Consider the following 25209-nt stretch of genomic DNA (forward strand, 5'->3'; position numbering starts at 1 on the left):
TCCCACTTCGTCGGTTTCGGCTGTAGTGCGCCCGGAACTCCACCTCGCCGTCCTCGTCGCCGGGCTGTCCCGCCACCGTCTTGAGGATCTCCAGTCCCGTCCACGTCTCACCTGACGGCGACAGCGCTTCTGGGCGGGTGCGCGGATGCCAGGTCCGCCACACGTAGTCCATGTCCCCGACCGCAAAGGCGCTGTACCGCGATCGCATCAACTCCACGGCGGTCGCCGCCATCCGCTCTCCGGCGTGAAGGGGGTGGCAGCAGAGGGCGAACTCTTCGCCGCCGCCGCAGGGGCAGTCATCGGTAACCGGCACGAATCCAGTCTGGTCGATTCCACTCTTGACACCCGTCAAGTATGGTCGTGGCATGGCTCTGGCCGACGTACTTCCCAACGCGCCGACAACGTCCGACGATGCGCTTGCACTCTTCGACGCCAGCTCCGCCGTCGAACCCGAGTTCATGATCGGCACGTGGCACGGCGCAGAGCTTCCGACCGGCCATCCGTTGGACGGCCTTCTGGAAGCCAGCGGATGGTGGGGCAAGCAGTTCGTCGACAGCGAGACCGTGCACCCGCTGCTGTTCCCCACCAGCGACCGCCGAGCGCTGTGGGCGGTCAACCCGACGCTGGCCTTCGGCGGCCTCGGAATTGTCACGAGATTTCCTGCCCTGCGCCGCCACAAATATGCGGGCGCCATCAACGCTGCGAGCCCGCTGCTGCGAACGCGGCGTTCCAAGGCGCGGTTGCGCACAACGCGCTATCGCGGGGTCGACACCGCAACGATGATCTACGACCAATTGCCCATCAACGACGTCTTCCGCAGGTTGGACGACCAAAGCGTGATCGGAGCAATGGATCTGCGCGGATCGAAGAAGCCCTACTTCTTCGTGCTCGCACGCGACGACTCGCTGAAGCTTCGCTGAGTCAACCCGCGAACATCGTCAACAGTTCGGTCGTCCGCCACCAGATCAGCGCGACGAACACCACGAGGATGCCCACCGTCGCACCCGCCTGTACGACGGTGCGCCGCTCGCGTGGCGCATATGCATAGGCGAACGCCACCAGTCCGCCCGTGACCAGCCCGCCAAGATGTCCCTGCCAGCTGATCGAGGGCACCGTGAACGTGATCACCAGGTTGATCACGATCATGATGACGACCCAGCGGATGTCGACGTTGACCTTCTTGGCGACCACGAAAGTGGCCGCGAACAAGCCGAACACCGCGCCCGACGCACCAACCGTCGCCGCATTCAGCGGAGAGAACAGATAGATCACCACTGAACCACCCAGCGCACTGAGCAGATAGAGCGCAATGAAACGCAGTCGGCCAAGCCAGATCTCCAGCGGCGGACCGACCACGAACAGCGCGAACATGTTGAACAGGATGTGGGTGATCCCGTTGTGCAGGAACGCCGACGTGATCATCCGATACAGCTCGCCGTCGGCGACAGCGGGCGACCACATCGTCAGCGCCGCCTCGAACTTGCGCGACGCCTTCTGGCCGATGAACAGCACCACGTTGAGCGCGATCAGGGCGTAGGTGAGAAACGGTGTAGCCGAACCCATTCGGCCGCCGAACTGCGTTCGTGGCTGCCGAACCGTCTTCGCCCCGTCGCTGACACATTCCACGCATTGGTGACCGACCGCGGCGTCGCGCATGCACTCTGGGCAGATGTACCGGTGGCACCGCGTGCACTGGACAAACGTCGGGCGGTCCGGGTGCCGATAGCAGGTCGGGTTCGGTTGTGTCATCGGGTCATCCAAGCAGCCATGGCGTGAGCAGCTTGGTGAGTTCACCGATCAGCGGTCGATTGTTCGTCGCTTTCGGATCGTTTGCCTGCGAGCGCGTCAAGATGGCCAGCAGCAGCCGTTGACCTCGCGGTCCGTACGCCATACCGACGTCGTTGGTGCTGCCGTAGTCGCCGTTGCCCGTCTTGTCCGCGGTGGTCCAGCCGTCGGGCAGGCCTGGCCGCATGCTCGACGTCTCGTTGCCCCGCATCCAATCCTCGAGCTGCTGGCGCTGCGGCGGGGCCAGCACGTCACCGCTGAGCAGGCTGCGGTAGCCGCCGCCGAGCGCGCGTGCAGTGCTGGTGTCGCGTGGGTCGCCCGGGATCGCGGTGTTCAGCTCGATCTCCCAGCGGTCCAAGCGCGTGCGGTCATCGCCGATGCTACGCGCGAAATCAGTGATGGCAGAGGGCCCGCCGATCGTCTGCAGGAGAAGATTGCCCGCGGCGTTGTCGCTGACCTGTACCGCGGCCGCGCACAGATCGGCCAACGTCATCTGACCCCCGGCGTTGGGAGCGGTCCTCGGAGAGTTGGGCAGCGCGGCCTGCTCCGGATCGACGAAGACCTGCCGGTCCAGTGTCAGCTCGCCGTTCTGGACCATCTGCAGAACCCTGGCGGCGGCGTAGCCCTTGAACGTCGAACACATGGCGAACGATTCGCCGTCGAGGTGAGAGACCGTGCGGCCGGACTCCAGATCGACGGCATACACACCGATCTTCACGTTGTGCTGTCGCTGCAGCGCCTCGATGCGGTCATGGACCGGCGCGGCCGGCTCGGCGCGATCGACGGGTTCGGCAAGGACGGGCTTGTGCGGAAGAGCGGCGAGGCCCGCCACTGCCAGGCCGCTCACCAGCATGCTTCGTCGGGAGAAGTGATTCACTGCTCCCACGGTAGGCGATCAGCCCGCGATGGCCCGAAGCGGCTGCGGCAGTGACTTTTTGGTGCGGTACGGCCCCAGGACGGCCGCGCCGTACTGCCTGGTCAGCAGCTTGCGTGCGACGGCGTTGACCTCTTCGAGAGTGACCTCGTTGATCAGCTCCAGGGTCTTGTCGATGCTGCGGTGCTCGCCGAAGTTCAACTCACTGCGGCCGATGCGGTTCATCCGCGAGCCGGAGTCCTCCAGCCCGAGCACCAACCCACCGGACAACGACCCCTTGGCGATCCGGCACTCACCTTCGGTGATCCCGTCTCGGGCCACCGTCTCCAGCACATCGGTTGTCACCCGGGCGACTTCCCCGAAGCGCTCGGGCAGGCATGCGGCGTAGACCGACAGCGCGCCGGTGTCGGAGAACGTGTCGACCGCCGAATACACCGAGTAGGCAAGCCCGCGGGTCTCCCGGATCTGCTGGAACAAGCGCGAACTCAGGCCCCCGCCAAGCGCGGTGTTCAGGACCGACAACGCCCACCGATGCTTCCAGTGCCGTCCAGGTACCCGCACGCCCAGCGACAGGTGCGTCTGCTCGGCATCCCGGTTGACGACCTCCACGGAGGGTTGACCGGTGACCCGACCCGTGCCTTTGCGCGGCGGTATCGCGGTGCGACCACGCGTCAGGTGAGCTCCGAAGTGCTCACGCACCAGCCCGACCACCTCGTCATGGTCGATGTTGCCCGCGACCGCAACCACCATCCGTTCGGGGGTGTAGCGACGAACGTGGAACGAATGCAGCTGCGACCGTGTCATCGCGGAAACCGATGCGGCACTGCCGATCACGGGCCGGCCAACCGGGTGCGCCCCGAACACGGCCGACAGGAAAACGTCGCCGAGAGTGTCCTCCGGATCGTCGTCACGCATGGCGATCTCCTCGAGCACCACAGCGCGTTCCAGTTCGACGTCCTCGACCGCGCACGAACCCCGCAGCACGACGTCGGCGACCAGGTCGATGGCCAGGTCCACGTCGCTGTCGAGCACGTGCGCGTAGTAGCAGGTGTGTTCGCGTGCCGTGAACGCATTCAGCTCACCGCCGACCGCGTCCACCGCCTGGGCGATCTCCACCGCGCTGCGCGTCGGGGTGGACTTGAACAACAGGTGCTCGAGGAAGTGCGCGGCGCCGGCAACGCTGGATCCTTCATCGCGCGAACCGACGCCCACCCACACACCGACCGACGCCGATCGCACCGACGGAATGTATTCGGTGACGACGCGCAGTCCACCGGGCAGGGTGGTGCGCCGCACTGTGGACTCCGTCGCGCCCTCGTTGCCGCCGCGGACCCGTCGCAGGCCCGCCTTCCCGCTAGCTACCTGTCGTGGCATCGACAGGCGTCGACTCGGGCGACGCGGCTGAGTTGGTTTCTTCGTCCTCCGAGACCAGGACGAGCGAGATCTTGCCGCGGTTGTCGATATCGGCAATCTCCACACGCAGCTTGTCGCCGACCTTCACCACATCTTCGACCTTGGCAATGCGCTTGCCCCGGCCGAGCTTGGAGATGTGCACCAGGCCGTCGCGGCCAGGCAACAGCGACACGAAGGCACCGAAATCGGTTGTCTTGACCACGGTTCCGAGGAACCGCTCACCGGTCTTGGGCAGCTGCGGGTTGGCGATCGCGTTGATCATGTCGATTGCGGCCTGTGCCGACAATCCGTCGGTCGCACCGACGAACACCGTGCCGTCATCCTCGATCGAGATAGACGCTCCGGTCTGCTCGGTGATCGAGTTGATCATCTTGCCCTTGGGCCCGATGACCTCGCCGATCTTGTCGACCGGGACCTTGATCGCGGTGACACGCGGCGCGTACGGGCTCATCTCGTCGGGCTCGTCGATCGCCTCGGCCATCACCTCGAGGATCGTGATGCGGGCGTCCTTGGCCTGGGCCAGTGCACCGGCCAGCACCTTCGACGGAATGCCGTCGAGCTTGGTGTCCAGCTGCAGCGCGGTGACGAAATCCTTTGTGCCCGCGCACTTGAAGTCCATGTCACCGAAGGCATCCTCGGCGCCGAGGATGTCGGTCAGGGTGACGAAGCGACGTTCGGTGCTGCCGTCATCCAGTTCGACGTCATCGGACACCAGACCCATCGCGATGCCCGCGACCGGCGCCTTGAGTGGCACGCCCGCGTTCAGCAGCGACAGGGTGGAGGCACAGACCGAGCCCATCGACGTCGAGCCGTTGGAGCTCAACGCCTCCGACACCTGGCGGATCGCATACGGAAACTCCTCGACGCTCGGCAGCACGGGCATGAGTGCCCGCTCGGCCAGTGCGCCGTGCCCGATTTCACGCCGCTTGGGCGAGCCGACGCGACCGGTCTCACCGGTCGAGTACGGCGGGAAGTTGTAGTGATGCATGTAGCGCTTGGACTTCTCCGGCCCCAGCGAGTCGATCTGCTGGGCCATCTTGACCATGTCCAGCGTCGTCACACCCATGATCTGGGTCTCGCCGCGCTCGAACAACGCGCTGCCGTGCGCCCGCGGGATTACGGCGACCTCGGCGGAAAGAGCGCGGATATCGGTGATGCCGCGGCCGTCGATGCGGAAGTGGTCGGTCAGAATACGTTGGCGCACAAGCTTCTTGGTCAGCGACCGGAACGCGGCGCCGACCTCCTTCTCGCGACCCGCGTACGTGTCGGCGAGCCGCGCCAGCACCTCGGCCTTGATCTCGTCGGTGCGGTCGTTGCGCTCTTCCTTGCCTGCGATGGTGAGCGCCTTGGAGAGCTCGTCGGTCGCCACCGAGGACACCGCGTAGAACACGTCGTCCTGGTAGTCCGGGAACACCGGGTATTCGGCGGTCGGCTTGGCGGCCTTGTCGGCCATCTCCTGTTGAGCGGCACACAATGCGGCGATAAACGGCTTGGCCGCTTCAAGGCCCTCGGCCACGACCGACTCGGTCGGGGCGCCTGCCCCGCCTGCGATCAGGTCGATGACATTGTCGGTGGCTTCGGCCTCCACCATCATGATGGCCACGTCGTCAGCCGTCTTGCGGCCCGCGACGACCATGTCGAAGACCGCGTTCTCGAGCTGCTCGACGGTGGGGAACGCCACCCAGGTGCCCTCGATGAGTGCCACGCGAACGCCACCGACGGGACCGGAGAACGGAATCCCCGAGATCTGCGTGGAAGCCGACGCGGCGTTGATCGCCAGCACGTCGTACAGATCCTTGGGATCGAGGCTCAAAATGGTGACGACGACCTGGATCTCGTTACGCAGACCCGAGATGAACGTGGGGCGCAGCGGCCTGTCGATCAGTCGGCAGGTCAGGATCGCGTCGGTGGAGGGGCGACCCTCACGCCGGAAGAACGAGCCGGGAATGCGTCCCGCCGCATACATGCGCTCTTCGACGTCGATCGTCAGCGGGAAGAAGTCGAAATGGTCTTTGGGGGTCTTGCTTGCCGTCGTGGCCGACAGCAGCATGGTCTCGTCGTCGAGGTAGGCGACGACGGCGCCGGCGGCCTGCTTGGCCAGCCGGCCGGTTTCGAAACGGATGGTGCGGGTGCCGAAGCTCCCGTTGTCGATAACGGCGGTCGATTCGAACACGCCTTCTTCAATTTCAACTACAGACATAGACGTCCGTATGGCCTCTCTGGATCACTGTTCAACTGTTTTGCGTCGTCACAGCGTCTGGACCCTGGCCCTGGAAGCGGCCGTCGATCGAAGCTGTCGGGGGTCAGAACCCCGGCAGCCACTACCGAAGACCGCGCGATCAGGCGGATCCCGATATGACGGGCAGGAACGGCGCTCACGGTGTTGCGAAGGCCGTACCCAAGCGTTCGAGCCGAACCGGCTACCGAACTAATCCATCGTACATTGCAGCAGGTACAGGACCGAAATTCAGCCCTCGGGGCGCCGGCCCCAGCCGCCGACCACGGTCGGCACGGTCCATACGGCGTCAGCCGCGCTGATCGCGTCGTAAAGCCGCTGCTCGAGCGTCTCGATGTCCAGCTCCTCCTCGGTCACCACACCCGAGGCGACTATGGCGTCTTTGAGTGCGCGCACCACGCCGACCACGTATCCCGGCGCCTGTCGGTCATCGGGTCCGAAATAGGCCTGTATTCCGAGCGAGCCGACGTCGTGCAGGCCCGCTTTCTCGAAGAGGACAGGAAAACGCATCCCCACGGATGGATCCACGTGAGCGTGTTCGAAGCCTGCCGTCAGCCACCGCAGGACATCGGAGAACAACTCGACCTCCGGACGCGTGCGTGCCCCGGCCATGTCGTAGTCGACGGCGACCAGGCAACCACCTGGCCGCAGATTGCCCACATGGTGGGCCAGGACGTCCTGCGCATCGGGCAGGTGCATGAGCAGCAATCGGCAGACGACGGCGTCGAACGGCTGGTCGTCGACGAACGTGCGGGCATCGCCGCGGCGGAAGACCACGTTTGGAAGACCCAGCTCATCTCGGCGCCGCTCGGCGACCACTATCTGAGCAGGATCCTGCTCGAGACCGACGACGTGTCCGTCTGGTCCAACGATCTGCGCCACCTGGAACGCCACGTCGCCGGGACCGGAGCCGAGGTCGAGGACCCGCATTCCAGCGCGCAGTCCGCCACGCTCGAAGAGCAGAGCTGTCGGTTCGGCGATAATCTGCGCCTGCACCTGCAGACGCGCGATTTCCGCGTCGTCGCTTCCCAGAACGTAGTCGGGGCTGCTCACGTCATGACAGACGTCAGCGGCGAAGGCCGAGGCGGTCGATCAGGGTGCGGTAGCGCGTCACGTCGACCTGGGCGACGTACTTGAGCAGGCGGCGGCGGCGACCGACCAGCAGCAGCAGTCCGCGCCGCGAGTGATGGTCATGCTTGTGCACCTTGAGGTGCTCGGTCAGGTCAGAGATGCGCTTGGTCAGCAGCGCGACCTGTGCCTCCGGCGAACCGGTATCGGTGTCATGCAGGCCGTAGGAGCCCAGGATGTCTTTTTTCTGTTCGGCAGTGAGCGCCACGAAACAATCTCTCCATCAATAGGTCCGCGAGGGTGAGGATAGAGCCCCTGCTGGGGCTCGAAGTAGCGCAGCCACCGCGAACTGCAGCACACGCTTGGTCGGCGTGAAGTTTAGCAGCGCCCAGGCTGAGCAGCGAAATCGCTTCGGCGACCGAGCCGCGCAAAGGTTACTGGGCGGCAAGGATGGAGCGCGCGCGCTCCGTGTCGCCGCCCATGGCCGTGATCAGGTCGTCGACCGAGCCGAAGCGCTCCTGGCCGCGGATGCGGGCGACGAAATCCACCCCGACGTGCTGGCCGTACAGGTCGGCCTCGTTATCGAGGACGAACGCCTCGACCGTGCGTGTCCGCCCGGAGAACGTCGGATTGGTTCCGACGGAAACCGCCGCCTGGTACCGCTCACCAGGCACGACAGTTCCCACAACAGGGCCGTGGCCGAGCACGGTGAACCACGCGGCGTACACCCCGTCGGCCGGGATGGCCGAGTACATCGGCGGCGCGACGTTGGCGGTCGGATAGCCCAGCACTTTGCCGCGGCCGTCGCCGCGAACCACCACACCCTCGACCCGGTGCGGCCGGCCCAGCGCCTCGGCGGCGGCCACGACGTCGCCCGCGTCCACGCAGGACCGGATGTAGGTCGACGAGAAGGTGAATGTTTGGTCTCCTTCATGCTCGGAAACCAGCGACATGCCCTCGACCGCGAAACCGAACCGCTCCCCCGCCCTGCGCAGCAGGGCGACGTTGCCCGCCGCCTTCTTGCCGAAGGTGAAGTTCTCGCCCACCACCACCTCGACGACGTGCAAGTTCTCCACCAGCAGTTCGTGGATGTAGCGCTCGGGTGTGAGCTTCATGAAGTCGGAGGTGAACGGCATCACGAGGAAGACGTCGATGCCCATTTCCTCGACCAGCTCGGCACGCCGGGTCAGGGTGGTCAGCTGGGCGGGATGGCTGCCGGGGAAGACGACCTCCATCGGGTGGGGGTCGAACGTCATCAGCACCGTGGGCACACCGCGGGACCTACCCGCCTTGACGGCGTGATTGATGAGCTCGGCGTGCCCGCGGTGCACCCCGTCGAACACGCCGATCGTCACGACGCATCTACCCCAGTCGGTGGGGATCTCGTCCTGCCCCCGCCAGCGCTGCACGGTGGCAAGCCTACGACGCGCACACCGTCCCGGCTGCGTCACATCCCCAGATCAGATGACCATTGCCTAAACTTCTTCACTGTGAGTCCGAATGGTGATCAGCGCGACCTGACCACGGTCGCCCAGGATTACCTCAAGGTCATCTGGACTGCCCAGGAGTGGTCACGGGAAAAAGTGTCCACAAAGATGCTCGCGGAGCGAATCGGGGTGTCGGCCAGCACGGCGTCGGAATCCATCCGCAAGCTGGCCGATCAGGGCTTGGTCGACCACGAGAAGTACGGCGCGGTGACGCTGACCGACGCGGGCCGCCGAGCGGCGCTGGTGATGGTCCGCAGGCACCGGTTGATGGAGACCTTCCTGGTCCGGGTGCTGGGCTACAGCTGGGACGAGGTGCACGACGAGGCGGAGGTGCTCGAGCACGCCGTCTCGGACCGGATGCTGGACCGCATCGACGCCAAGTTGGGTCATCCCACGCGCGACCCGCACGGCGACCCGATCCCTGCCGCCGACGGCCACGTGCCGACGCCGGATGCGCGGCAGCTCTCGGTGTGCGAGGACGGCGAGACGGGCACGGTGGCCCGCATCTCCGACGCCGACCCGGAAATGCTGCGGTACTTCGACAGCGTGGGCATCACTTTGGATTCGCGGTTGATGGTGCTGGCCCGCCGCGACTTCGCGGGCATGATCTCCGTGGCGATCAAGCCTTCCGACGCCAGGGAGAACGACCCGGGCACCACCGTCGATCTCGGCAGCCCGGCGGCAGAGGCGATCTGGGTGGTCGGCTAGCGGGGCGGACGCGCCGATCCCTCACAGCGTCGCGGGACGAATGACCACTACCGATCGTGCCCGGTCGCCCTGGTCGCGCAGGAGTGAAATGACCTTCTCGTCCGGCGCCACCGCGGCATACACCCCGTCGATCCCCGCCGGGTCCAACGCCCTTCCGTGTCGCGCGGAGTCAGCCTCGTCGGCGGTCAGGTCGCGACGCGGGAAGGCCAGCAGGCAGGCCTCGTCGAGCGAATAGCTCAGGGCCGGTTCATCGGCCAGGGCATCGAGCGTGCGTGCCTCGTCGAGCCCGAACATGCCCACACGGGTGCGTCGCAGCGCGGTGAGATGTCCACCGACGCCAAGGGTGGCGCCGACGTCGCGGGCCAGCGCCCGGATGTAGGTGCCGCTCGAACAGTCCACCTCGACGTCGACGTCGACCAGATCAGTCGTCCGCCGGACGTCGAGCACCTCGAAGCGACCGATGTGTACCGCCCGAGCGGCCAACTCGACGGTTTGGCCTTCACGAACGAGTTGATAAGCGCGTTTGCCGCCGACCTTGACGGCGCTGACCGCCGACGGCACCTGCGAGATGTCGCCGCGAAGCGCCGTAATCGCTGCTGCGATATCGTCATCAGCGACCTCGGCAGCCGAAACCGTTTGCAGCACTTCGCCGTCGGCGTCTTCGGTGCTGGTCGTCTGGCCCAGCCGAATGGTCGCGGCATACGACTTATCGGTCGCGGTCAGCAACCCGAGGATCTTGGTGGCCCGCTCGATGCCGACCACCAGGACACCCGTGGCCATCGGGTCCAACGTGCCCGCATGCCCGACCTTGCGGGTGGAGAAGAAACGCCTGCACCGGGAAACCACGTCGTGGCTCGTCATCCTGGAGGGTTTGTCGACCACCACCAGTCCTCCGAAACTCACAACACGATCGCCGTCAGCGCCAGACCGTCCCGCACCGACCATCGGCCACGCAGCGTGGTCAGCGGCGGACCCGACAGGGCAGCCGGGTCGATGAGGATGGTGGATTCGAATCCGCCTGCGGCGCCACCCTCGTCCACGTCGAACACGATGTGGGCGTCCTCGAAACCCAGCCAGCGCCGGGTGACCGGGTACCACGCCTTGTAGGTGGCTTCTTTGGCGCAGAACAAGATTCGATCCCAGTGCAGTCCCGCGGGCAGCGCGCTGATCTCGGTGCGCTCGACAGGCAGGCTGATCGCATCCAGCACGCCATGGGGCAGCACACCGTGAGGCTCGGCATCGATGCCGACCGACCGCACGGATTCGTGCCTGCCGACCGCGGCGCCGCGGTAGCCGTCGCAGTGCGTGAGGCTGCCGACCACTCCGTCGGGCCAGCACGGTTCGCCCTTCTCACCCTTCAGGATCGGCACCGGAGGCACGCCAATTTCGCCAAGCGCCTGTCGCGCGCAGTAGCGCACGGTGATGAACTCGTTGCGGCGTTTGGCCACCGACTTGGCGATCAGCGGCTCCTCCTCGGGAAGCGGCACCAAATCTGGTGGGTCGTTGTACATTTCGGCCGCGGCGACCGTGCCGGGCAGCACGTCGGAAAGGAGTGTCGCGACAATCATCTGGCCCGCGTCGCCTGCCGGTTGGCGATCCGCTCCTGGATTTTCTGCGCGCTTGTCCGCATCTCATCGGTGATCTCGAAATGGCCGCCGAACTCGTTGAGATATCCGGCGGGATAGTCCGGGTCGGGGAGCACCTGGCGCAGCCAGCGATACGGCTTGCGGCGCCGCCACTCTCGCGGGTAGCCGACCGACACCTCTTCGAAGCGCACGCCGTCATACCACGTCGTTCTGGGTATGTGCAGGTGTCCGTATACCGAGCAGATCGCGTTGTAGCGGGTGTGCCAGTCAACGGTCGCCGTGGTACCGCACCAGAGTGAGAACTCCGGATAGAACAGCGCGTCGCATGGCTCCCGCACCAACGGGAAGTGGTTCACCAGAACCGTCGGCGTCACCCAATCGAGGTCCTCGAGCCGCTTGCGGGTGGCCGCTACCCGGTCGCGGCACCACGCATCCTTGGTTGCGTACGGCTCGTTGGAGAGCACGAACTCGTCTGTGGCGACCACGTTGCGTTCCCTGGCGATGGCCAGCCCCTCGGACTTCGTCGCCGCCCCCTCGGGCAAGAACGTGTAGTCGTATAGCAGAAACATCGGCACGATCGTGGCGGGGCCGCCTGCATCGGTCCACACCGGAAAAGGATGCTCGGGGGTGACCACGCCCATCTCGTCGCACATGTTGACCAGGTAGTCGTAGCGCGCGCGGCCGAACACCTGCATCGGATCTTTGGAGGTGGTCCACAGCTCGTGGTTGCCCGGCACCCAGATGACCTTGGCGAACCGCTTCCGAAGCAGGTCCAGTGCCCACCTGATCTCGTCGGTGCGCTCGGCGACGTCGCCGGCGACGATCAGCCAGTCGTCCGGCGACGACGGATGCAGCGATTCGGTGACCGGCTTATTGCCGGTGTGACCGGTATGCAGGTCGCTGACCGCCCAGAGTGTCGCCACGAATGTCAAGCGTACTTGCGTGCGGCCGTCCGCTCCGACGTGCAACTAGAACATGTTCTCGTTTCCGGTCCGGCGGCTTCGAGGCGACTTGTATAGTCCCCGCAGGGGCCGTCGATGCGCGAGGGGGTGTTATGGCCACCAGGATCCGTCTGTTCGCGGCGTTCGGTGCGCTGGTGACGGCGGTGATTCTGGTCCTGCAGGGCGGACCGCTGACCGTGCAGACGCCAGATCCGGTGCAACTGCGGTCGACCTCCGCACCGCTGCCGATGGCGACGACGACGATCAAGTGGCCGGTGATCGAGACCGTCGATCCCGATCCGTTCGACGCATGCCGCGACATCCCACTGGACGTGATCCAGCGCATCGGCCTCTCGTTCACCCCACCCGAGCTGGAGGACGGCCTGCGCTGCCACTACGACGCCGGGAACTACCAGATGGCGGTCGAGGCGTTCGTGTGGCGCACCTACGAGCAGAGCCTGCCCCCCGACGCGGTCGAGCTGGACATCGACGGGCACCGCGCGGCGCAGTTCTGGGTGATGAAGCCGACCGACTGGAACAACCGCTGGTGGATCACCTGCGCGATCGACTTCAAGACCGACTGGGGCGTGATTCAGCAGTCGCTGTTCTACGCGCCGACCTACACGGCCGACGACGTCGACTGCATGCAGACCAACCTGCAACGCGCCCATGAGCTGGCGCCGTACTACCAGTACAAGAAGCGCGACGGCAGCGAGTGATCCGCCGCTAGCGCACACCTGCGTAGCCTCGGTTGGCGTGCCTGCAGTCACGAACATCTTCGGCCGGACCCTCGGCCGCCTTCTGGGCCTTCCGCCGCAGACCACCGATTACGAGGTCGTCCATCGCGTTCGGATACCCATGCGCGACGGCATCTCGCTGCTCGCCGACCACTATCGTCCCCTGACGCCGAAACCGGCGGGCACACTTCTGGTTCGCACCCCGTACAGCCGCGGGTATCCGGTCTCGGCGCTGTTCGGCAGCGTCTACGCCGCCCGTGGTTACCACGTCATCGTGCAAAGTGTTCGCGGCACCTTCGGGTCCAGTGGCGACTTCAGACCCTTCACCCACGAAATCGCCGACGGCGCCGACACCGCGGCATGGCTACGCGACCAGCCGTGGTTTACCGGATCGTTCGCCACCATGGGTGCGTCCTATCTCGGTTTCACCCAGTGGGCGTTGCTGACCGACCCGCCACCGGAAATGGCGGCGGCCGTCATCACCGTGGGACCGCACGACCTCAGCGGACCGCGCTGGGGCACGGGTTCATTCGGGCTCAACGACTTCCTCGGATGGAATGACGCCATCACCCACCAGGAAGATCCGGGCCGGATACGAGGCGTCGTGCGGATGGTCCAGTCCAGGCGGTTGCTGGCACGAGCGACGGCGGCCCTGCCTGTCGGCGAGGCAGGCCGAGAACTGCTCGGCGAGGGCGCGCCGTGGTACGAGTCGTGGCTCGAACACCCGGAGCACGACGACCCGTTCTGGGCGGGCACTCAATTGCACACCGCGCTGGAGCACGCCGAGGTTCCCGTGCTGTTGCTCACCGGCTGGCAGGACGTGTTCATCGACCAGACGTTGGAGCAGTACGCACAACTGCGCCGCCGAAATGTGCCGGTCGCGGTCACCATCGGCTCGTGGACCCACGGGCACCTGTTGACCAAGGGTGCCCCGACCGTGTTGCGCGAGTCGCTGCGCTGGCTGGACGCGCACCTGGCGGGCGACGGTGGCACCGAGCGCAGCCCGGTACGCATCCACGTCAACCATGACGGCTGGATCGAACTCGACGATTGGCCGCCCACGATGCCCGAGCAGGTGCGGTATCTGCAGCCAGGTGGTCGTCTGGGTGTTGCGGTACCGCCCGACACGGCGCCGACGTCGACCTTCACTTATGACCCCACGGACCCGACGCCGACCCTGGGCGGTCGGCTGCTCTCCCCCGCGGGCGGCTACCGAAACGACACCAAACTTGCCGACCGCTCAGATGTGCTGACGTTCACCGGCGACGCGCTGTCGCAGGACGTCTACGTGGTCGGAAACCCGATCCTGGACCTGTCGCACTCCTGCGACAACCCGCACAACGACCTCTTCGTCCGGGTCAGTGAGGTCGACGCGAAGGGTCGATCTCGTAACGTCAGCGACGGTTACCGCCGCGGCACAAGCGATTCCGGCACGATCACCATCGAACTGGACGCCGTCGCGCACAAATTCCGCGCGGGTTCACGCATCCGGGTGCTCATTGCCGGCGGATCCCATCCGAGGTTCGCGCGCAATCTCGGCACCGGCGAGCCACTGCTCACCGGCAGAGGAATGCGGCCGGCCACCCACACCGTGCACGTCGGGGACGGCGCGTCGCGGCTACGGCTGCCGGCGGGCGCACTGCCGTCACCCCACTGAATCACGAACGCGCGCAGCGATATCACGCAGCGTCGCGTCGTCGTGGACCGGCGTCGACCACATCGGGTTGACCGGCAGCGGCACCCAGCTCGTACACCCGGCATATGCCGGCACGCGGGCCACCCGTTCCGGATCGGCGAGCGGGCTGACCTGAACCACCAGCGCCGTCAACTTGTGTCTGGGCCGGAAATCCAGCCGGTCGGCACGCACCGATTCGGCGGTCCAGATGTGCATCGGTGCGATGTCCTCGAGCCGTTCGGGACGATTGACCTCCACGGCGGCAACGACTTTCGCGCCTGCACGCAAGACGATCTCGGCCTCCGTGCTGTCGGCGGCTGCGGCCTCAAGCAGGTCGCGATGCTCGGGGCGTACCCGCTGCGCGTGGCTGTGGGCGACCGTCGGGAAGAACACGAAGTGGGGCGAGTCGAGGGTGAACCTCTTCTCGTGAATGCCGCCCTTGCGCAGCAACACGGTCTGGCGGCCATCGAGCATCGCATGTACTGCCGCGCTCCATTCCTTCAGCGCGGGTTGGGTGAGGGCTTCCGCGGTCACCCGGCGCCTGCGGCCCTGGCCGCGATGCGGGCCCGAACCTCGGGACGCCGCAACGGCGGTACGGTCTTCGGCGGTTGCCTACGAGGCGGCAGCGAGGCCAGCAGCCGTGTCGTGATCGCGGTGACCTCGGCGACGGCGGTCTCGAAGGCCTCGGCATTGGCCGCGGTCGGCCGTGTCACGCCGCTGACCTTGCGGATGTACTGGCGCGACGCCGCCTCGATCTCCTCGGAGGTCGCGGCCGGTTCCAGACCGCGGAGCTCGGTGATGTTTCGGCACATTCGTCCAGGATAGGTTCAGGCCATGACTTCCGACGATGTGCTGCTGATCGACACCACGGACCGGATCCGCACCCTGACGCTGAACCGGCCGCAGTCACGCAACGCGCTGTCGGCTGCGCTGCGTAGACAGTTCTTCGCCGCGCTGCGCGATGCCGAGGCCGACGAGGCCGTCGACGTGGTCATCCTGACCGGCGCCGACCCGGTGTTCTGCGCCGGGCTCGACCTCAAGGAGCTGGGAGACACCACCGAGCTGCCCGACATCTCGCCGAAGTGGCCTCCGATGAGCAAGCCGGTGATCGGCGCCATCAACGGCGCAGCCGTCACCGGCGGGCTCGAGCTGGCGCTGTACTGCGACATCCTGATCGCCTCCGAACAGGCCCGGTTCGCCGACACCCACGCCAGAGTGGGGCTGCTGCCGACGTGGGGGCTGTCGGTGCGGCTCCCGCAGAAGGTCGGGGTCGGCATGGCCCGCCACATGAGCCTGACCGGCGACTATCTCTCGGCCGAGGATGCTTTGAGGGCCGGTCTGGTCACCCAAGTGGTGCCGCACGACCAGCTGTTGCCGACCGCACGGCGTGTTGCCACATCGATCGTCGGCAACAACCAGAAGGCCGTGCGTGCGCTGCTGGCGTCCTATCACCGCATCGACGACGCCCAGACCGGCGAAGGGCTCTGGATTGAGGCGTCGTCCGCGCGGCAATGGATGAGCAGCGCCAGCGGCGACGACATCGCCGCTAACCGCGACGCTGTGATCCAGAGGGGCCGTACACAAGTGCGCTGACCGCGCCTAGGCTGCCGAGAATGAACAAAGCGCACGAGATGTGCGGCAGCGACGAGTGGCGAAAGGCGATGCGCGAGGTCATCCTGCCGTGGGCACTCAACGACACCGACCTCGGCGATGACGTACTCGAGGTCGGGCCCGGCTACGGCGCCACCACCGACGTGCTCAGCCAGAGGGTGCCGCGGCTCACTTCGGTCGAGATCGACGATGAGCTGGCGGCGATGCTGACCGACCGATTCGCCGGCGTTCCGTCGGTCGAGATCGTCAACGGCGACGCGACGTCCCTGCCTTACGCCGACAACAGGTTTTCCGGTGCAGCGTGTTTCACGATGCTGCACCACGTTCCGACGGTCGCACTGCAGGATCGGCTTTTCGCCGAGGTCGCCCGTGTGCTGCGGCCCGGCGCCCCGCTGGTCGCCAGCGACAGCCTGGGCAGCGAGGAACTCAAGGCCCACCACGAGGACGACACCTACAACCCCGTCGACCCGGACACCTTGCCCGACCGGTTGGCCGCCGCCGGGTTCGCCGACGTGAACGTGCGCATCAACGATTTCGGTTGGGGAGTCATCGCGCGCGTCGCTGACTAACCGGCTGCAGGCGGTTCGATCCCGATGTCGATGTGAACCACCTGCTGGATGCCCGGCTGGTCGGTGACGGGCTCGGCCGGGTTCGGGCCGAACACTGAACTGAGACCGCCGGCGGGGCCGACGAACTGAACGTTGAAGCCGGCCATGACGGGCGCGCTCGTGATGTAGAGCACCTGACACACGCCGTCCTTCAGCCTGGAACGGAAGAACTGGCCGACGGCGACCTTGGGGGCATCGGGCGAAGCCGATTCCTCCGACAGGATCACCGAGGATCCGCGGCGTACAGCCGCAAGGGTCGACGCCCCGACACACTGGTCGGCATCCGCGGTCTGGTCGAACGATTTGTTTATCACCACATTCACGGCGGTGCCGACGGTTCCCGGCTCGGCCGCCGACGGCGCCATCGAGACCGCGCCGGCCAACGCCCATGCGGCGCCGAGTGACACCAGTGCCTTTGGCCGTTTCATCGCGTCGATCCTCGCGTGCATCGTCGACAACCATAACTGGGCTCTCGAAAACTGCCGGCGAAACCTCACCGGAGTACATCGGCCGCCCTGCCACAGCGGTGGAGTAGTCGACTACGCGCGACCGATCGTTGCCGAGAATTTACGTTTCCTTCAATGGAGCCATCACCTCGTCCCCGCCAGATCTCGGAAACAGCGTCGCTGCCCCGCGACGTCGTGGTTGCTTGGGCAGGTCATTGAAATGCTCCGCCAGATAACGCGTTTCGCGATCGCGGCGCCACGAAGAATACTGATTCTCGCACTGCTGCTGATGGCCGGCGCCGGGGTATACGGCGCGCCCGTCATGGACAGCCTCTCGGCGGGCGGATTCCGCAATCCGGCGTCGGAGTCGTGGGACGCGACGCAGATGCTCGCCCACACATTCGAGCAGGGCGATATGAACCTGATCGTTTCGATCACCTCCGACGCGGGCGTGCAGAGCGAAACGGCCCGTGCTGTCGCGCATGACCTTGCGACGCAACTCAATGAGTTCCCGTTCATCACCCAGGTGCACTCCGCATGGACCGCACCGGCGGAGATGGCACGCTCGATGATCAGCGAAGACGGAAAGACCGGCCTGATCGTTGCGGGCGTATCCGGGGGCGAGAACGGTGCGCAGAGGAACGGGCGCACGCTATTGCCCTTACTGCACGACCGCGACGGAGTCGCGGTGAGAGCGGGCGGCGAGGTGATCACCTACATCGAGGCCAACGACCAGAGCAAGCGCGACCTGCTGACCATGGAGGCGATTGCGCTACCGCTCAGCTTCCTTGTCCTGATCTGGGTGTTCGGCGGGGCGCTCGCCGCCGCGGTCCCCCTCGCGGTCGGCGGGTTTGCGATCATCGGCTCGATCGCGATGATGCGGGCACTCGCCTCGTTCACCGAGGTGTCGATCTTCGCGCTGAACCTGATCATCGCCATGGGCTTGGCCCTGGCCATCGACTACACGCTTCTCATCGTCAGCCGGTTCCGCGATGAGATAGCCGACGGCGCGGACCGGGACGACGCGCTGCGGCGCACCATGGCCACCGCGGGTCGCACGGTGCTGTTCTCGGCGCTGACGGTATCGCTCGCGATGGCGACGATGACGATGTTCCCGATGTACTTCCTGAAATCGCTCGGCTATGCGGGCGTCGCCGTCGTTGCGCTGGCCGCGACAGCGGCGATCATCGTCGCACCCGCGGCGATCGCGTTCCTCGGTCCGCGGATCGACTCGCTGGATGCGCGGCGCTTCGGCCGCCGGCTCCTGCGTGTGCCCGAGCCGCTCCCCCGAACCGTCGAGCAGACGTTCTGGTACCGGTGGACGAAAGCGATTCTGCGGCGGTCCATTCGGATCACCACCGCTGTCGTGGTGCTGCTTCTGCTACTCGGCGCGCCGTTCCTGGGCGTCAAATGGGGATATCCGGACGACCGCGTCCTTCCAGAGTCGGCGTCGTCACGTCAGATCGGCGACGACATGCGCGCGAGCTTCGGGGTCAATTCCCTCACCGACCTCGCCGTGGTCATCCCTGACGTCACCGGCGTGGGTCCCCGCGATCTCGACCGTTACGCCGCGGACCTGTCACGGGTTCCCGACGTCGCCGCGGTGTCGGCACCCGGCGGGACCTTCAGCTCCGGTGTTCGCGTCGGTGCTTCGTCCGCCCCCGCGCTCGTCAAGGACGGCAGCGCGTTCTTCACAGTGGCCACCGACGCGCCGCTGTACTCGGCAGCGTCCGAGCGTCAGCTGGATATGCTGCACGCCGTTCCCGCGCCTGCAGGCCAGAACGTCATGCTGACCGGGCGGGCGCAGATCAACCGCGACAGCGCGGCAGGCGTGGCCGACACGATGCCCAAGGTTCTGGTGGTCATTGCGGTGATCACCTTCGTGCTGCTCTTCCTGCTCACCGGGAGTGTGGTACTGCCGCTGAAAGCGCTTGTGCTCAACGTGCTTTCGTTGACGGCGTCATTCGGCGCTCTGGTGTGGGTGTTCCAGCAGGGCCATCTCGGGGCGTTCGGCACGACAGCGACCGGCACGATGATCGCGCACGTGCCTGCACTGCTGTTCTGCCTGGCGTTCGGACTCTCGATGGACTACGAGGTGTTCCTGATCTCCCGCATCCGCGAATACTGGCTCGAATCGGGGGGCGTCGACAACGACGAAGCCGTTGCTCTGGGCATCGCCCGCACGGGCCGGGTGGTGACAGCGGCGGCGCTGTTGATGGCGCTGTCCTTCGCGACGCTGATGGCCGCGCAGGTGTCGGTGATGGTGATGTTCGGTCTCGGCGTCACGCTCGCGGTGCTCGCCGACGCCACCCTGGTGCGGATGTTGTTGTTGCCCGCGCTGATGCATCTGCTCGGCCGGTACAACTGGTGGGCGCCCGCACCGTTGCGCGCCCTGCACCGACGCGTCGGCTTGCGCGAGTCGGGTGCCAGCCCGCCCGAACCTGTTGCACCCGAACCAGAACCGGTGCCTCTCTAACCCGTTCCCGGCACCAGCCACCGACCGGAGAAGGCACGCCACCCGACGAAGATCAGCCGCAGCACCATGAAGGTGCTCAAACCCAACCAGATGCCGACCAGGCCCCAGCCGAAGATCAGCGACAGCCAGATCAGCGGAAGAAACCCGACGAGCGCGCTGATCAGGGTGGCGTTGCGCATGAACTTCGCGTCACCGGCGCCGAGCAGCACGCCGTCGAGTGCGAAAACGATTCCGGCGACGGGTAATTGAGCGACCATGAACCACCACGGCACTCCGATGGCGTCCAGCACCGAGCGGTCGGCGGTGAATACGCTCGGGAAGACGGACGCACCGGCGGCGAAGACACCGGCCAGCACCGCGGAGGCGACGGCGGAGAAGATGGTCACCCGCCACGCCACCGACTTCGCGTGCGCCAACTCGCCGGCACCGAGCGCCGCACCCACCAGCGACTGCGCCGCGATCGCCAGCGAATCCAGAACCAGCGCAAGAAAACTCCACAGCTGCAGCACCACCTGATGCGCAGCGACGGCGGCTGCACCGAACCGGGCGGCGACGGCTCCCGCCGACACGAAGCATGCCTGAAAGGCCAACGTCCGCAACAACAGGTCCCGGCCCATCACCACTTGCGCGCGAAGCACCGTCGGCTGGACCCGCAGCGGTACCCGTTCCACCAGAAGCGCGCGGCAGAACATCAACGCGGCCAGCCACTGGCCGATCAGGTTGGCGACCGCCGACCCTTGCACCTCCATGCGTGGCATGCCCAGCCAGCCGTACACCAGCAGCGGGCACAGCACGGCCGACACCGCGAACCCCCTGACGACGTAGCGCAGCGGCCGTGCGGTGTCCTGCACGCCGCGCATCCAGCCGTTGCCTGCCGCCGAGATCAGGATGGCGGGCACACCGAAGATCGCGATCCGTACCCAGGGCAGCGCCGCCTCGGCGATTCCGCCGCCGGCCGACAGCGCCGATACCAACGGCACCGCGGCAACCTGGACCACCGCCACGATCAGCGTGCCCAGCCCGACCGCGAGCCACGTGGCCTGCACGCCCTCGCCGACCGCCGTCTCACGATCGCCCGCGCCGAAGAAGCGTGCCGAGCGCGCCGTGGTGCCGTAGGACAGGAACGTCATCTGCGAGCTCAGCGTGCTCAGAATCAGCCCGCCAATCGCGAGACCGGCCAGGCTGATCGCGCCGAGCCGACCGACTACGGCAAGGTCGAAGAGCAGGTAGATGGGTTCGGCGGCCAGTACCCCGAGCGCAGGCAGTGCCAGCCCGGCGATACGCCGACCGGTCGCGGGCGCAATCGGAAGATCGGACGCTGGGTCGGACTCAGCCAAGGCGCCGCGGACGTCCGTCAGCCAAGAGCAACGTAGAGCGCCTGGACGACGTCGTCGGCCGATCCGGAGGTCGAATATCCGGCGGCGTGAGGGTGGCCGCCGCCGCCGAAAGCACTTGCGATCATGGCGAGATCCATCGACTTGGCCCGCATCGACACCGACCAGCGCCCAGGTTCGATCTCCTTGAACACCGCGGCCACCTCGGCCTGCTGGGTGGTGCGCACGATGTCGACGATGCTCTCGACTTCCTCGGGTCGCGCATCGGCCCATTCCTGATGTCGCACAACGGCATACACCAGACCGCGGCCCTCGGCTGCGTCGGGCAGCAACTGGGCGGAGGCAAGCACGCGCGACAGCATCGGCAGCCACGCAAACGGATGCGTGTCGAGCAGGGTGCGGCTGATCGCCGCGTTGTCGACGCCCAACTCCACCAGCCGCGCGGCCAGCTTGTGGGCACGCGCGCTGGCCCAGCGGAACGACCCGGTGTCGGTGGTCAACCCGGCGTACAGACAGTGCGCGACGGCGGCTTCGATCGGTTTGTCCCAAGCGTCGAGCAATTCCGCGACCAGCATCGTCGTCGAATCGGCGAAGGGGTCGACGAAGTTGGCGGTGCCGAACAGTTGATTGGAGGCGTGGTGATCGATCACCAGCACCTCGCGACCCGGTTCGGCCAGCTCGGCAAGCGATCCGAGCCGGTTGATGCTCGGGATGTCGACGGTGACCACCAGGTCGGCGTCGCGCCGCATGTCGGTCGGAGGAATCAGCAGGTGACCACCGGGCAGGGACTGCAGGGATTCGGGCAGGCCTGCCGGTTCCGCGAAGCTCACCTCGACGTCCTTGCCCGCGTGGTCGAGTACGAGCGCGAGCGCCAGACCAGCGCCGACGGTATCGGCGTCGGGGTAGACGTGGCAGACGACGCTGACGGAATTCGCTGAACTCAGGAGCTCGACCGCACCGTTGGCATCGACGCGCTGACCTGCCAAGTCTGCGTCGGTCTTCGGATCAATCGCGGTCAACGGTTTCCTCAGCGTCTTGCTCGTCATCCAGCTCCCCGCCGGGCCCCTCCACCCGGTCCTGACGATACGGGTCGGCATCGCCTGCATGCTTGGCACCCTGCCGAACTCTCGCCAAATCCTCATCCGCGGCGCGCGCCTTGGCGAGCAGCTCCTCCATGTGCGCAGAGGTTTCGGGCACCTTGTCGAGAACGAACGCGAGCGTCGGGGTGAAGCGCACGCCTGTCGCAGCTCCGACCCTACTGCGCAGCGTGCCTTTGGCCCGCTCCAGAGCGGCTGCCGCTGCGGCGTAATCGGGTTCTTCCTGCAACGTCGCGCCGCGCACCGTGTAGTACACCGTGGCGTCGTGCAGGTCGCCCGTCACCTTCGTGTCCGTGATGGTCACGAAGGCCAACGGGGGATCCTTGATTTCGAACTCGATCGCCGAGGCGACGATGGTGCCGATGCGTTTGGAGAGCCGACGGGCCCGGCCCACATCAGGCACTAGGTGCGCTCTTTTTCGACGAGCTCGTACGTTTCGATGACGTCGCCCTCCTTGATGTCGGAGTACGTCAACGTCAAACCGCATTCGTAGCCGTCGCGAACCTCGGTGACGTCATCCTTCTCGCGCCGCAGCGAGGACACCGTCATGGTCTCGGCGACCACGACGTTGTCGCGCAGCAGCCGCGCCTTCGAGTTGCGGCGGATCACACCGGAGGTGACAAGGCAGCCGGCGATGTTGCCGACCTTGGACGACCGGAAGATCGCCCGGATCTCCGCCCGGCCGAGTTCCTTCTCCTCGTAGACCGGCTTGAGCATGCCCTTGAGCGCGCTCTCGATCTCGTCGATGGCTTGGTAGATCACCGAGTAGTAGCGAATGTCGACGCCGTCGCGGTTGGCCAGCTCGGTGGCCTTGCCTTCGGCGCGGACGTTGAACCCGATGATCACCGCGTCCGAGGCCGACGCCAGGTTGACGTTCGTCTCGGTGACGCCGCCGACACCGCGATCGATGACGCGCAGTTCCACCTCGTCGTCGATCTCGATGCCGAGGAGGGCCTGCTCCAACGCCTCGACCGTGCCGGCGTTGTCGCCCTTCAGGATCAGGTTGAGCTGGCTGGTTTCCTTCAGCGCGGCGTCCAGATCATCGAGGCTGATGCGTTTGCGCGTGCGCGCCGCCAGGGCGTTGCGCTTGCGGGCGCTGCGACGGTCGGCGATCTGCCGCGCGATCCGGTCCTCGTCGACGACCAGAAGGTTGTCACCGGCACCCGGCACCGACGTGAAGCCGATGACCTGGACGGGACGAGACGGCGACGCCTCCTCGACGTCCTCGCCGTGCTCGTCGACCATGCGGCGGACGCGCCCGTAGGCATCGCCGGCGACGATCGAGTCGCCGACCCGCAGGGTGCCGCGCGAAATGAGCACCGTCGCCACCGGTCCGCGACCGCGGTCCAGGTGCGCCTCGATGGCCACACCCTGAGCCTCCATGTCCGGGTTGGCCCGCAGGTCGAGCGAGGCGTCGGCGGTGAGCAGCACCGCCTCTTCCAGCGCCGCGATGTTGGTGCCCTGCTTCGCCGAGATGTCGACGAACATGGTGTCGCCACCGAATTCCTCTGGTACCAAACCGTATTCGGTCAGCTGCCCGCGGATCTTCGAGGGGTCGGCACCTTCCTTGTCGATCTTGTTGACCGCAACCACGATCGGCACATCGGCCGCCTGCGCGTGGTTGATGGCCTCCACCGTCTGCGGCATGACGCCGTCATCGGCGGCGACCACCAGGATCGCGATATCGGTGGCCTTGGCGCCGCGGGCACGCATGGCGGTGAACGCCTCGTGGCCCGGGGTGTCGATGAAGGTGATGAGCCGCTCGCCACCGTCGAAGGCAACAGCCACCTGGTAGGCACCGATGTGCTGGGTGATGCCGCCTGCCTCTTCCTCGCGGACGTTGGCCTGACGGATGGTGTCCAGCAGTCGGGTCTTGCCGTGGTCGACGTGACCCATGACGGTGACCACGGGCGGACGGAACTCGAGGTCGTCCTCGCCGCCCTCGTCCTCGCCGTAGGTGAGATCGAAGGACTGCAGCAGTTCGCGGTCCTCGTCCTCGGGGGACACGACCTGGATCTTGTAGTTCATCTCGCTGCCGAGCAGCTCCAGTGTGTCATCGCCGACCGACTGGGTGGCCGTGACCATTTCGCCAAGGTTGAACAGCGCCTGCACCAGAGCGGCCGGGTTGGCGTCGATCTTCTCGGCGAAGTCGGACAGCGACGCACCGCGCGCCAGCCGGACGGTCTCGCCGTTGCCGTGCGGCAACCGCACGCCGCCGACGACCGGCGCCTGCATGTTCTCGTACTCGGCGCGTTTCGCGCGCTTCGACTTACGGCCGCGCTTGGGTGCGCCGCCGGGACGACCGAACGCCCCTGCCGCACCGCCCCGCTGACCGGGACGACCGCCGCCGCCGGGACGACCGCGAAAGCCGCCGCCTCCTGCGGGTGCGCCACCGCCGGCGGGTCCACCGCCACCGGGTCCACCGGTGCGGTAATTACCGCCGCCGCCGCCACCGGGACGACCGCCGCCACCGGCGCCGCCGCCCGGGCCGCGACCACCGGCAGCCGGACGCGGGGCGCCGCCCGGACGCGGACGACCTGGTGCTCCGCCGGGAGGACGGGGCGGCATGTTGCCCGGCGATGCGCCGGGTCGGGGGCCACCGCCGGGTCGCGGTGCGCCCGGTCGGGGTGCCTGGGGCCGTGGAATCGCCCGCTCGACCGGCTGCGCCGAGGAGAACGGGTTGTTACCGACGCGCGGTGTGCGCGGCGCCGGCTTGGGACCCGGAGTTGCGGGCCGCGGGCCCGGAGTGGGGCCGGGGCGCGAGGGTGCGGCTGCAGGTGCCGCCTCGGCCACCGGTGCCACCACTGCGGCGGGTGCCTCGGGCTCTAGGGGTGCGGGTGGCTGCTCTACCGGAGCGGCAGGCTTGGGCGCAGGCGCATTCTCCGGCGCGGGTGCCTTGGCGGCCGCCTTCTTGGCGGGCGCGCCGTTACCGTCGGCCGTCGCCTTCTCAGCGGCGGGTTTTGGTCCGCCGAGGGCTTCGCGCAGCCTGCGCGCGACGGGGGCCTCCACGGTGGAGGATGCGGATTTAACGAATTCGCCCTGTTCACTAAGTCGGGCGAGTACTTCCTTGCTGGTGACACCGAGTTCTTTAGCCAACTCGTGTACGCGGGCCTTGCCTGCCACTTCT

General features: G+C 66.8%; 25 protein-coding genes. 7 read left to right on the forward strand and 18 right to left on the reverse strand.

The window, feature by feature from the left end; translation table 11 throughout:
* Positions 1-313, reverse strand: a 313-nt coding sequence (locus QOJ24_RS18610; protein WP_526263846.1) for a YchJ family metal-binding protein, incomplete at its 3' end; no start/stop codon positions are given.
* 52 nt (positions 314-365) lie between these two features.
* On the opposite strand from QOJ24_RS18610, the gene QOJ24_RS18615 reads away from it, so the two are divergent.
* Positions 366-920 (forward strand): DUF4334 domain-containing protein, encoded by a 555-nt coding sequence (locus tag QOJ24_RS18615; RefSeq protein ID WP_526263848.1) that lies wholly within the window; start codon positions 366-368, stop codon positions 918-920.
* 1 nt (position 921) lies between these two features.
* Here QOJ24_RS18615 and QOJ24_RS18620 read toward each other — a convergent pair whose 3' ends face one another.
* From QOJ24_RS18620 to QOJ24_RS18650, 7 genes are all read right to left on the reverse strand, one after another.
* Positions 922-1749, reverse strand: coding sequence for a rhomboid family intramembrane serine protease (locus QOJ24_RS18620; RefSeq protein WP_526263850.1), 828 nt, complete (start codon positions 1747-1749; stop codon positions 922-924).
* 4 nt (positions 1750-1753) lie between these two features.
* Positions 1754-2662, reverse strand: a complete 909-nt coding sequence (bla, locus tag QOJ24_RS18625) for a class A beta-lactamase (RefSeq protein ID WP_526263852.1) — start codon at positions 2660-2662, stop codon at positions 1754-1756.
* Positions 2663-2680: 18 nt separating this feature from the next.
* A complete protein-coding gene (locus QOJ24_RS18630; protein ID WP_526263854.1) occupies positions 2681-4033 on the reverse strand; it encodes a M16 family metallopeptidase in 1353 nt (450 codons plus the stop codon).
* Entirely contained in the window at positions 4014-6272 is a 2259-nt protein-coding gene (locus QOJ24_RS18635) for a polyribonucleotide nucleotidyltransferase (RefSeq protein ID WP_526263856.1), read from the reverse strand. The genes QOJ24_RS18630 and QOJ24_RS18635 overlap by 20 nt, the downstream gene beginning before the upstream one ends.
* 267 nt (positions 6273-6539) lie before the next feature.
* Positions 6540-7361 (reverse strand): class I SAM-dependent methyltransferase, encoded by an 822-nt coding sequence (locus QOJ24_RS18640; protein ID WP_526263858.1) that lies wholly within the window; start codon positions 7359-7361, stop codon positions 6540-6542.
* Between the two features lie 13 nt (positions 7362-7374).
* Positions 7375-7644 (reverse strand): 30S ribosomal protein S15, encoded by a 270-nt coding sequence (gene rpsO, locus QOJ24_RS18645; RefSeq protein WP_526263860.1) that lies wholly within the window; start codon positions 7642-7644, stop codon positions 7375-7377.
* Positions 7645-7810: 166 nt separating this feature from the next.
* A complete protein-coding gene (locus QOJ24_RS18650; RefSeq protein ID WP_526263862.1) occupies positions 7811-8785 on the reverse strand; it encodes a bifunctional riboflavin kinase/FAD synthetase in 975 nt (324 codons plus the stop codon).
* Positions 8786-8866: 81 nt separating this feature from the next.
* On the opposite strand from QOJ24_RS18650, the gene mntR reads away from it, so the two are divergent.
* Positions 8867-9571 carry a manganese-binding transcriptional regulator MntR gene (mntR, locus tag QOJ24_RS18655; protein ID WP_526263864.1) on the forward strand — a complete coding sequence of 235 codons (705 nt, stop codon included), beginning with the start codon at positions 8867-8869 and terminating at the stop codon, positions 9569-9571.
* A gap of 21 nt (positions 9572-9592) precedes the next feature.
* Here the strand turns inward: mntR and truB are convergent, their stop codons facing one another.
* The 3 genes from truB to pptH are packed head-to-tail and all read right to left on the reverse strand — an operon-like array spanning position 9593 to position 12080.
* Positions 9593-10516 carry a tRNA pseudouridine(55) synthase TruB gene (gene truB / locus QOJ24_RS18660; protein ID WP_526263865.1) on the reverse strand — a complete coding sequence of 308 codons (924 nt, stop codon included), beginning with the start codon at positions 10514-10516 and terminating at the stop codon, positions 9593-9595.
* Positions 10471-11139: a 4'-phosphopantetheinyl transferase PptT gene (gene pptT, locus QOJ24_RS18665; RefSeq protein ID WP_526263867.1), complete on the reverse strand. Its 669-nt coding sequence runs from the start codon at positions 11137-11139 to the stop codon at positions 10471-10473. Before pptT ends, truB begins: the two co-directional genes overlap by 46 nt.
* Positions 11136-12080, reverse strand: coding sequence for an ACP phosphodiesterase PptH (pptH, locus tag QOJ24_RS18670; protein ID WP_526263869.1), 945 nt, complete (start codon positions 12078-12080; stop codon positions 11136-11138). The genes pptT and pptH overlap by 4 nt, the downstream gene beginning before the upstream one ends.
* Before the next feature lie 131 nt (positions 12081-12211).
* Here pptH and QOJ24_RS18675 point away from each other — a divergent pair, with 131 nt between their 5' ends.
* Complete coding sequence (locus QOJ24_RS18675) at positions 12212-12817, forward strand: DUF3558 domain-containing protein (protein ID WP_526263871.1); 606 nt, start codon at positions 12212-12214, stop codon at positions 12815-12817.
* A gap of 37 nt (positions 12818-12854) precedes the next feature.
* Positions 12855-14492 carry a CocE/NonD family hydrolase gene (locus tag QOJ24_RS18680; RefSeq protein ID WP_526263873.1) on the forward strand — a complete coding sequence of 546 codons (1638 nt, stop codon included), beginning with the start codon at positions 12855-12857 and terminating at the stop codon, positions 14490-14492.
* Here QOJ24_RS18680 and QOJ24_RS18685 read toward each other — a convergent pair.
* Entirely contained in the window at positions 14481-15044 is a 564-nt protein-coding gene (locus QOJ24_RS18685; protein WP_526263875.1) for a DUF1802 family protein, read from the reverse strand. The genes QOJ24_RS18680 and QOJ24_RS18685 overlap by 12 nt on opposite strands.
* Entirely contained in the window at positions 15041-15322 is a 282-nt protein-coding gene (locus tag QOJ24_RS18690; RefSeq protein WP_526263877.1) for a DUF2277 domain-containing protein, read from the reverse strand. The genes QOJ24_RS18685 and QOJ24_RS18690 overlap by 4 nt, the downstream gene beginning before the upstream one ends.
* 22 nt (positions 15323-15344) lie before the next feature.
* On the opposite strand from QOJ24_RS18690, the gene QOJ24_RS18695 reads away from it, so the two are divergent.
* Together QOJ24_RS18695 and QOJ24_RS18700 are read left to right on the forward strand one after the other, a co-directional pair.
* Complete coding sequence (locus QOJ24_RS18695; RefSeq protein ID WP_526263879.1) at positions 15345-16103, forward strand: enoyl-CoA hydratase; 759 nt, start codon at positions 15345-15347, stop codon at positions 16101-16103.
* Positions 16104-16123: 20 nt separating this feature from the next.
* A complete protein-coding gene (locus QOJ24_RS18700) occupies positions 16124-16690 on the forward strand; it encodes a class I SAM-dependent methyltransferase (protein WP_526263881.1) in 567 nt (188 codons plus the stop codon).
* Here QOJ24_RS18700 and QOJ24_RS18705 read toward each other — a convergent pair.
* Positions 16687-17157 (reverse strand): hypothetical protein, encoded by a 471-nt coding sequence (locus QOJ24_RS18705; protein ID WP_526263883.1) that lies wholly within the window; start codon positions 17155-17157, stop codon positions 16687-16689. The genes QOJ24_RS18700 and QOJ24_RS18705 overlap by 4 nt on opposite strands.
* 238 nt (positions 17158-17395) lie before the next feature.
* On the opposite strand from QOJ24_RS18705, the gene QOJ24_RS18710 reads away from it, so the two are divergent.
* Positions 17396-19651: an MMPL family transporter gene (locus QOJ24_RS18710; RefSeq protein ID WP_526263885.1), complete on the forward strand. Its 2256-nt coding sequence runs from the start codon at positions 17396-17398 to the stop codon at positions 19649-19651.
* Here the strand turns inward: QOJ24_RS18710 and QOJ24_RS18715 are convergent.
* The 4 genes from QOJ24_RS18715 to infB are packed head-to-tail and all read right to left on the reverse strand — an operon-like array spanning position 19648 to position 25205.
* A complete protein-coding gene (locus QOJ24_RS18715; protein ID WP_526263887.1) occupies positions 19648-20988 on the reverse strand; it encodes an MATE family efflux transporter in 1341 nt (446 codons plus the stop codon). The two genes, QOJ24_RS18710 and QOJ24_RS18715, sit on opposite strands and share 4 nt — an antisense overlap.
* A 17-nt stretch (positions 20989-21005) precedes the next feature.
* A complete protein-coding gene (locus tag QOJ24_RS18720) occupies positions 21006-22004 on the reverse strand; it encodes a DHH family phosphoesterase (protein WP_526264010.1) in 999 nt (332 codons plus the stop codon).
* The gene (rbfA, locus tag QOJ24_RS18725) at positions 21991-22485 is read right to left on the reverse strand and encodes a 30S ribosome-binding factor RbfA (RefSeq protein WP_526263889.1); all 495 of its coding nucleotides are present in this window, start codon (positions 22483-22485) and stop codon (positions 21991-21993) included. The genes QOJ24_RS18720 and rbfA overlap by 14 nt, the downstream gene beginning before the upstream one ends.
* Positions 22485-25205, reverse strand: a complete 2721-nt coding sequence (gene infB, locus QOJ24_RS18730) for a translation initiation factor IF-2 (protein ID WP_526263891.1) — start codon at positions 25203-25205, stop codon at positions 22485-22487. Before infB ends, rbfA begins: the two co-directional genes overlap by 1 nt.
* Positions 25206-25209 lie beyond the last annotated feature (4 nt).

Source organism: Mycobacterium sp., assembly GCF_032159775.1.
Lineage (GTDB): Bacteria > Actinomycetota > Actinomycetes > Mycobacteriales > Mycobacteriaceae > Mycobacterium.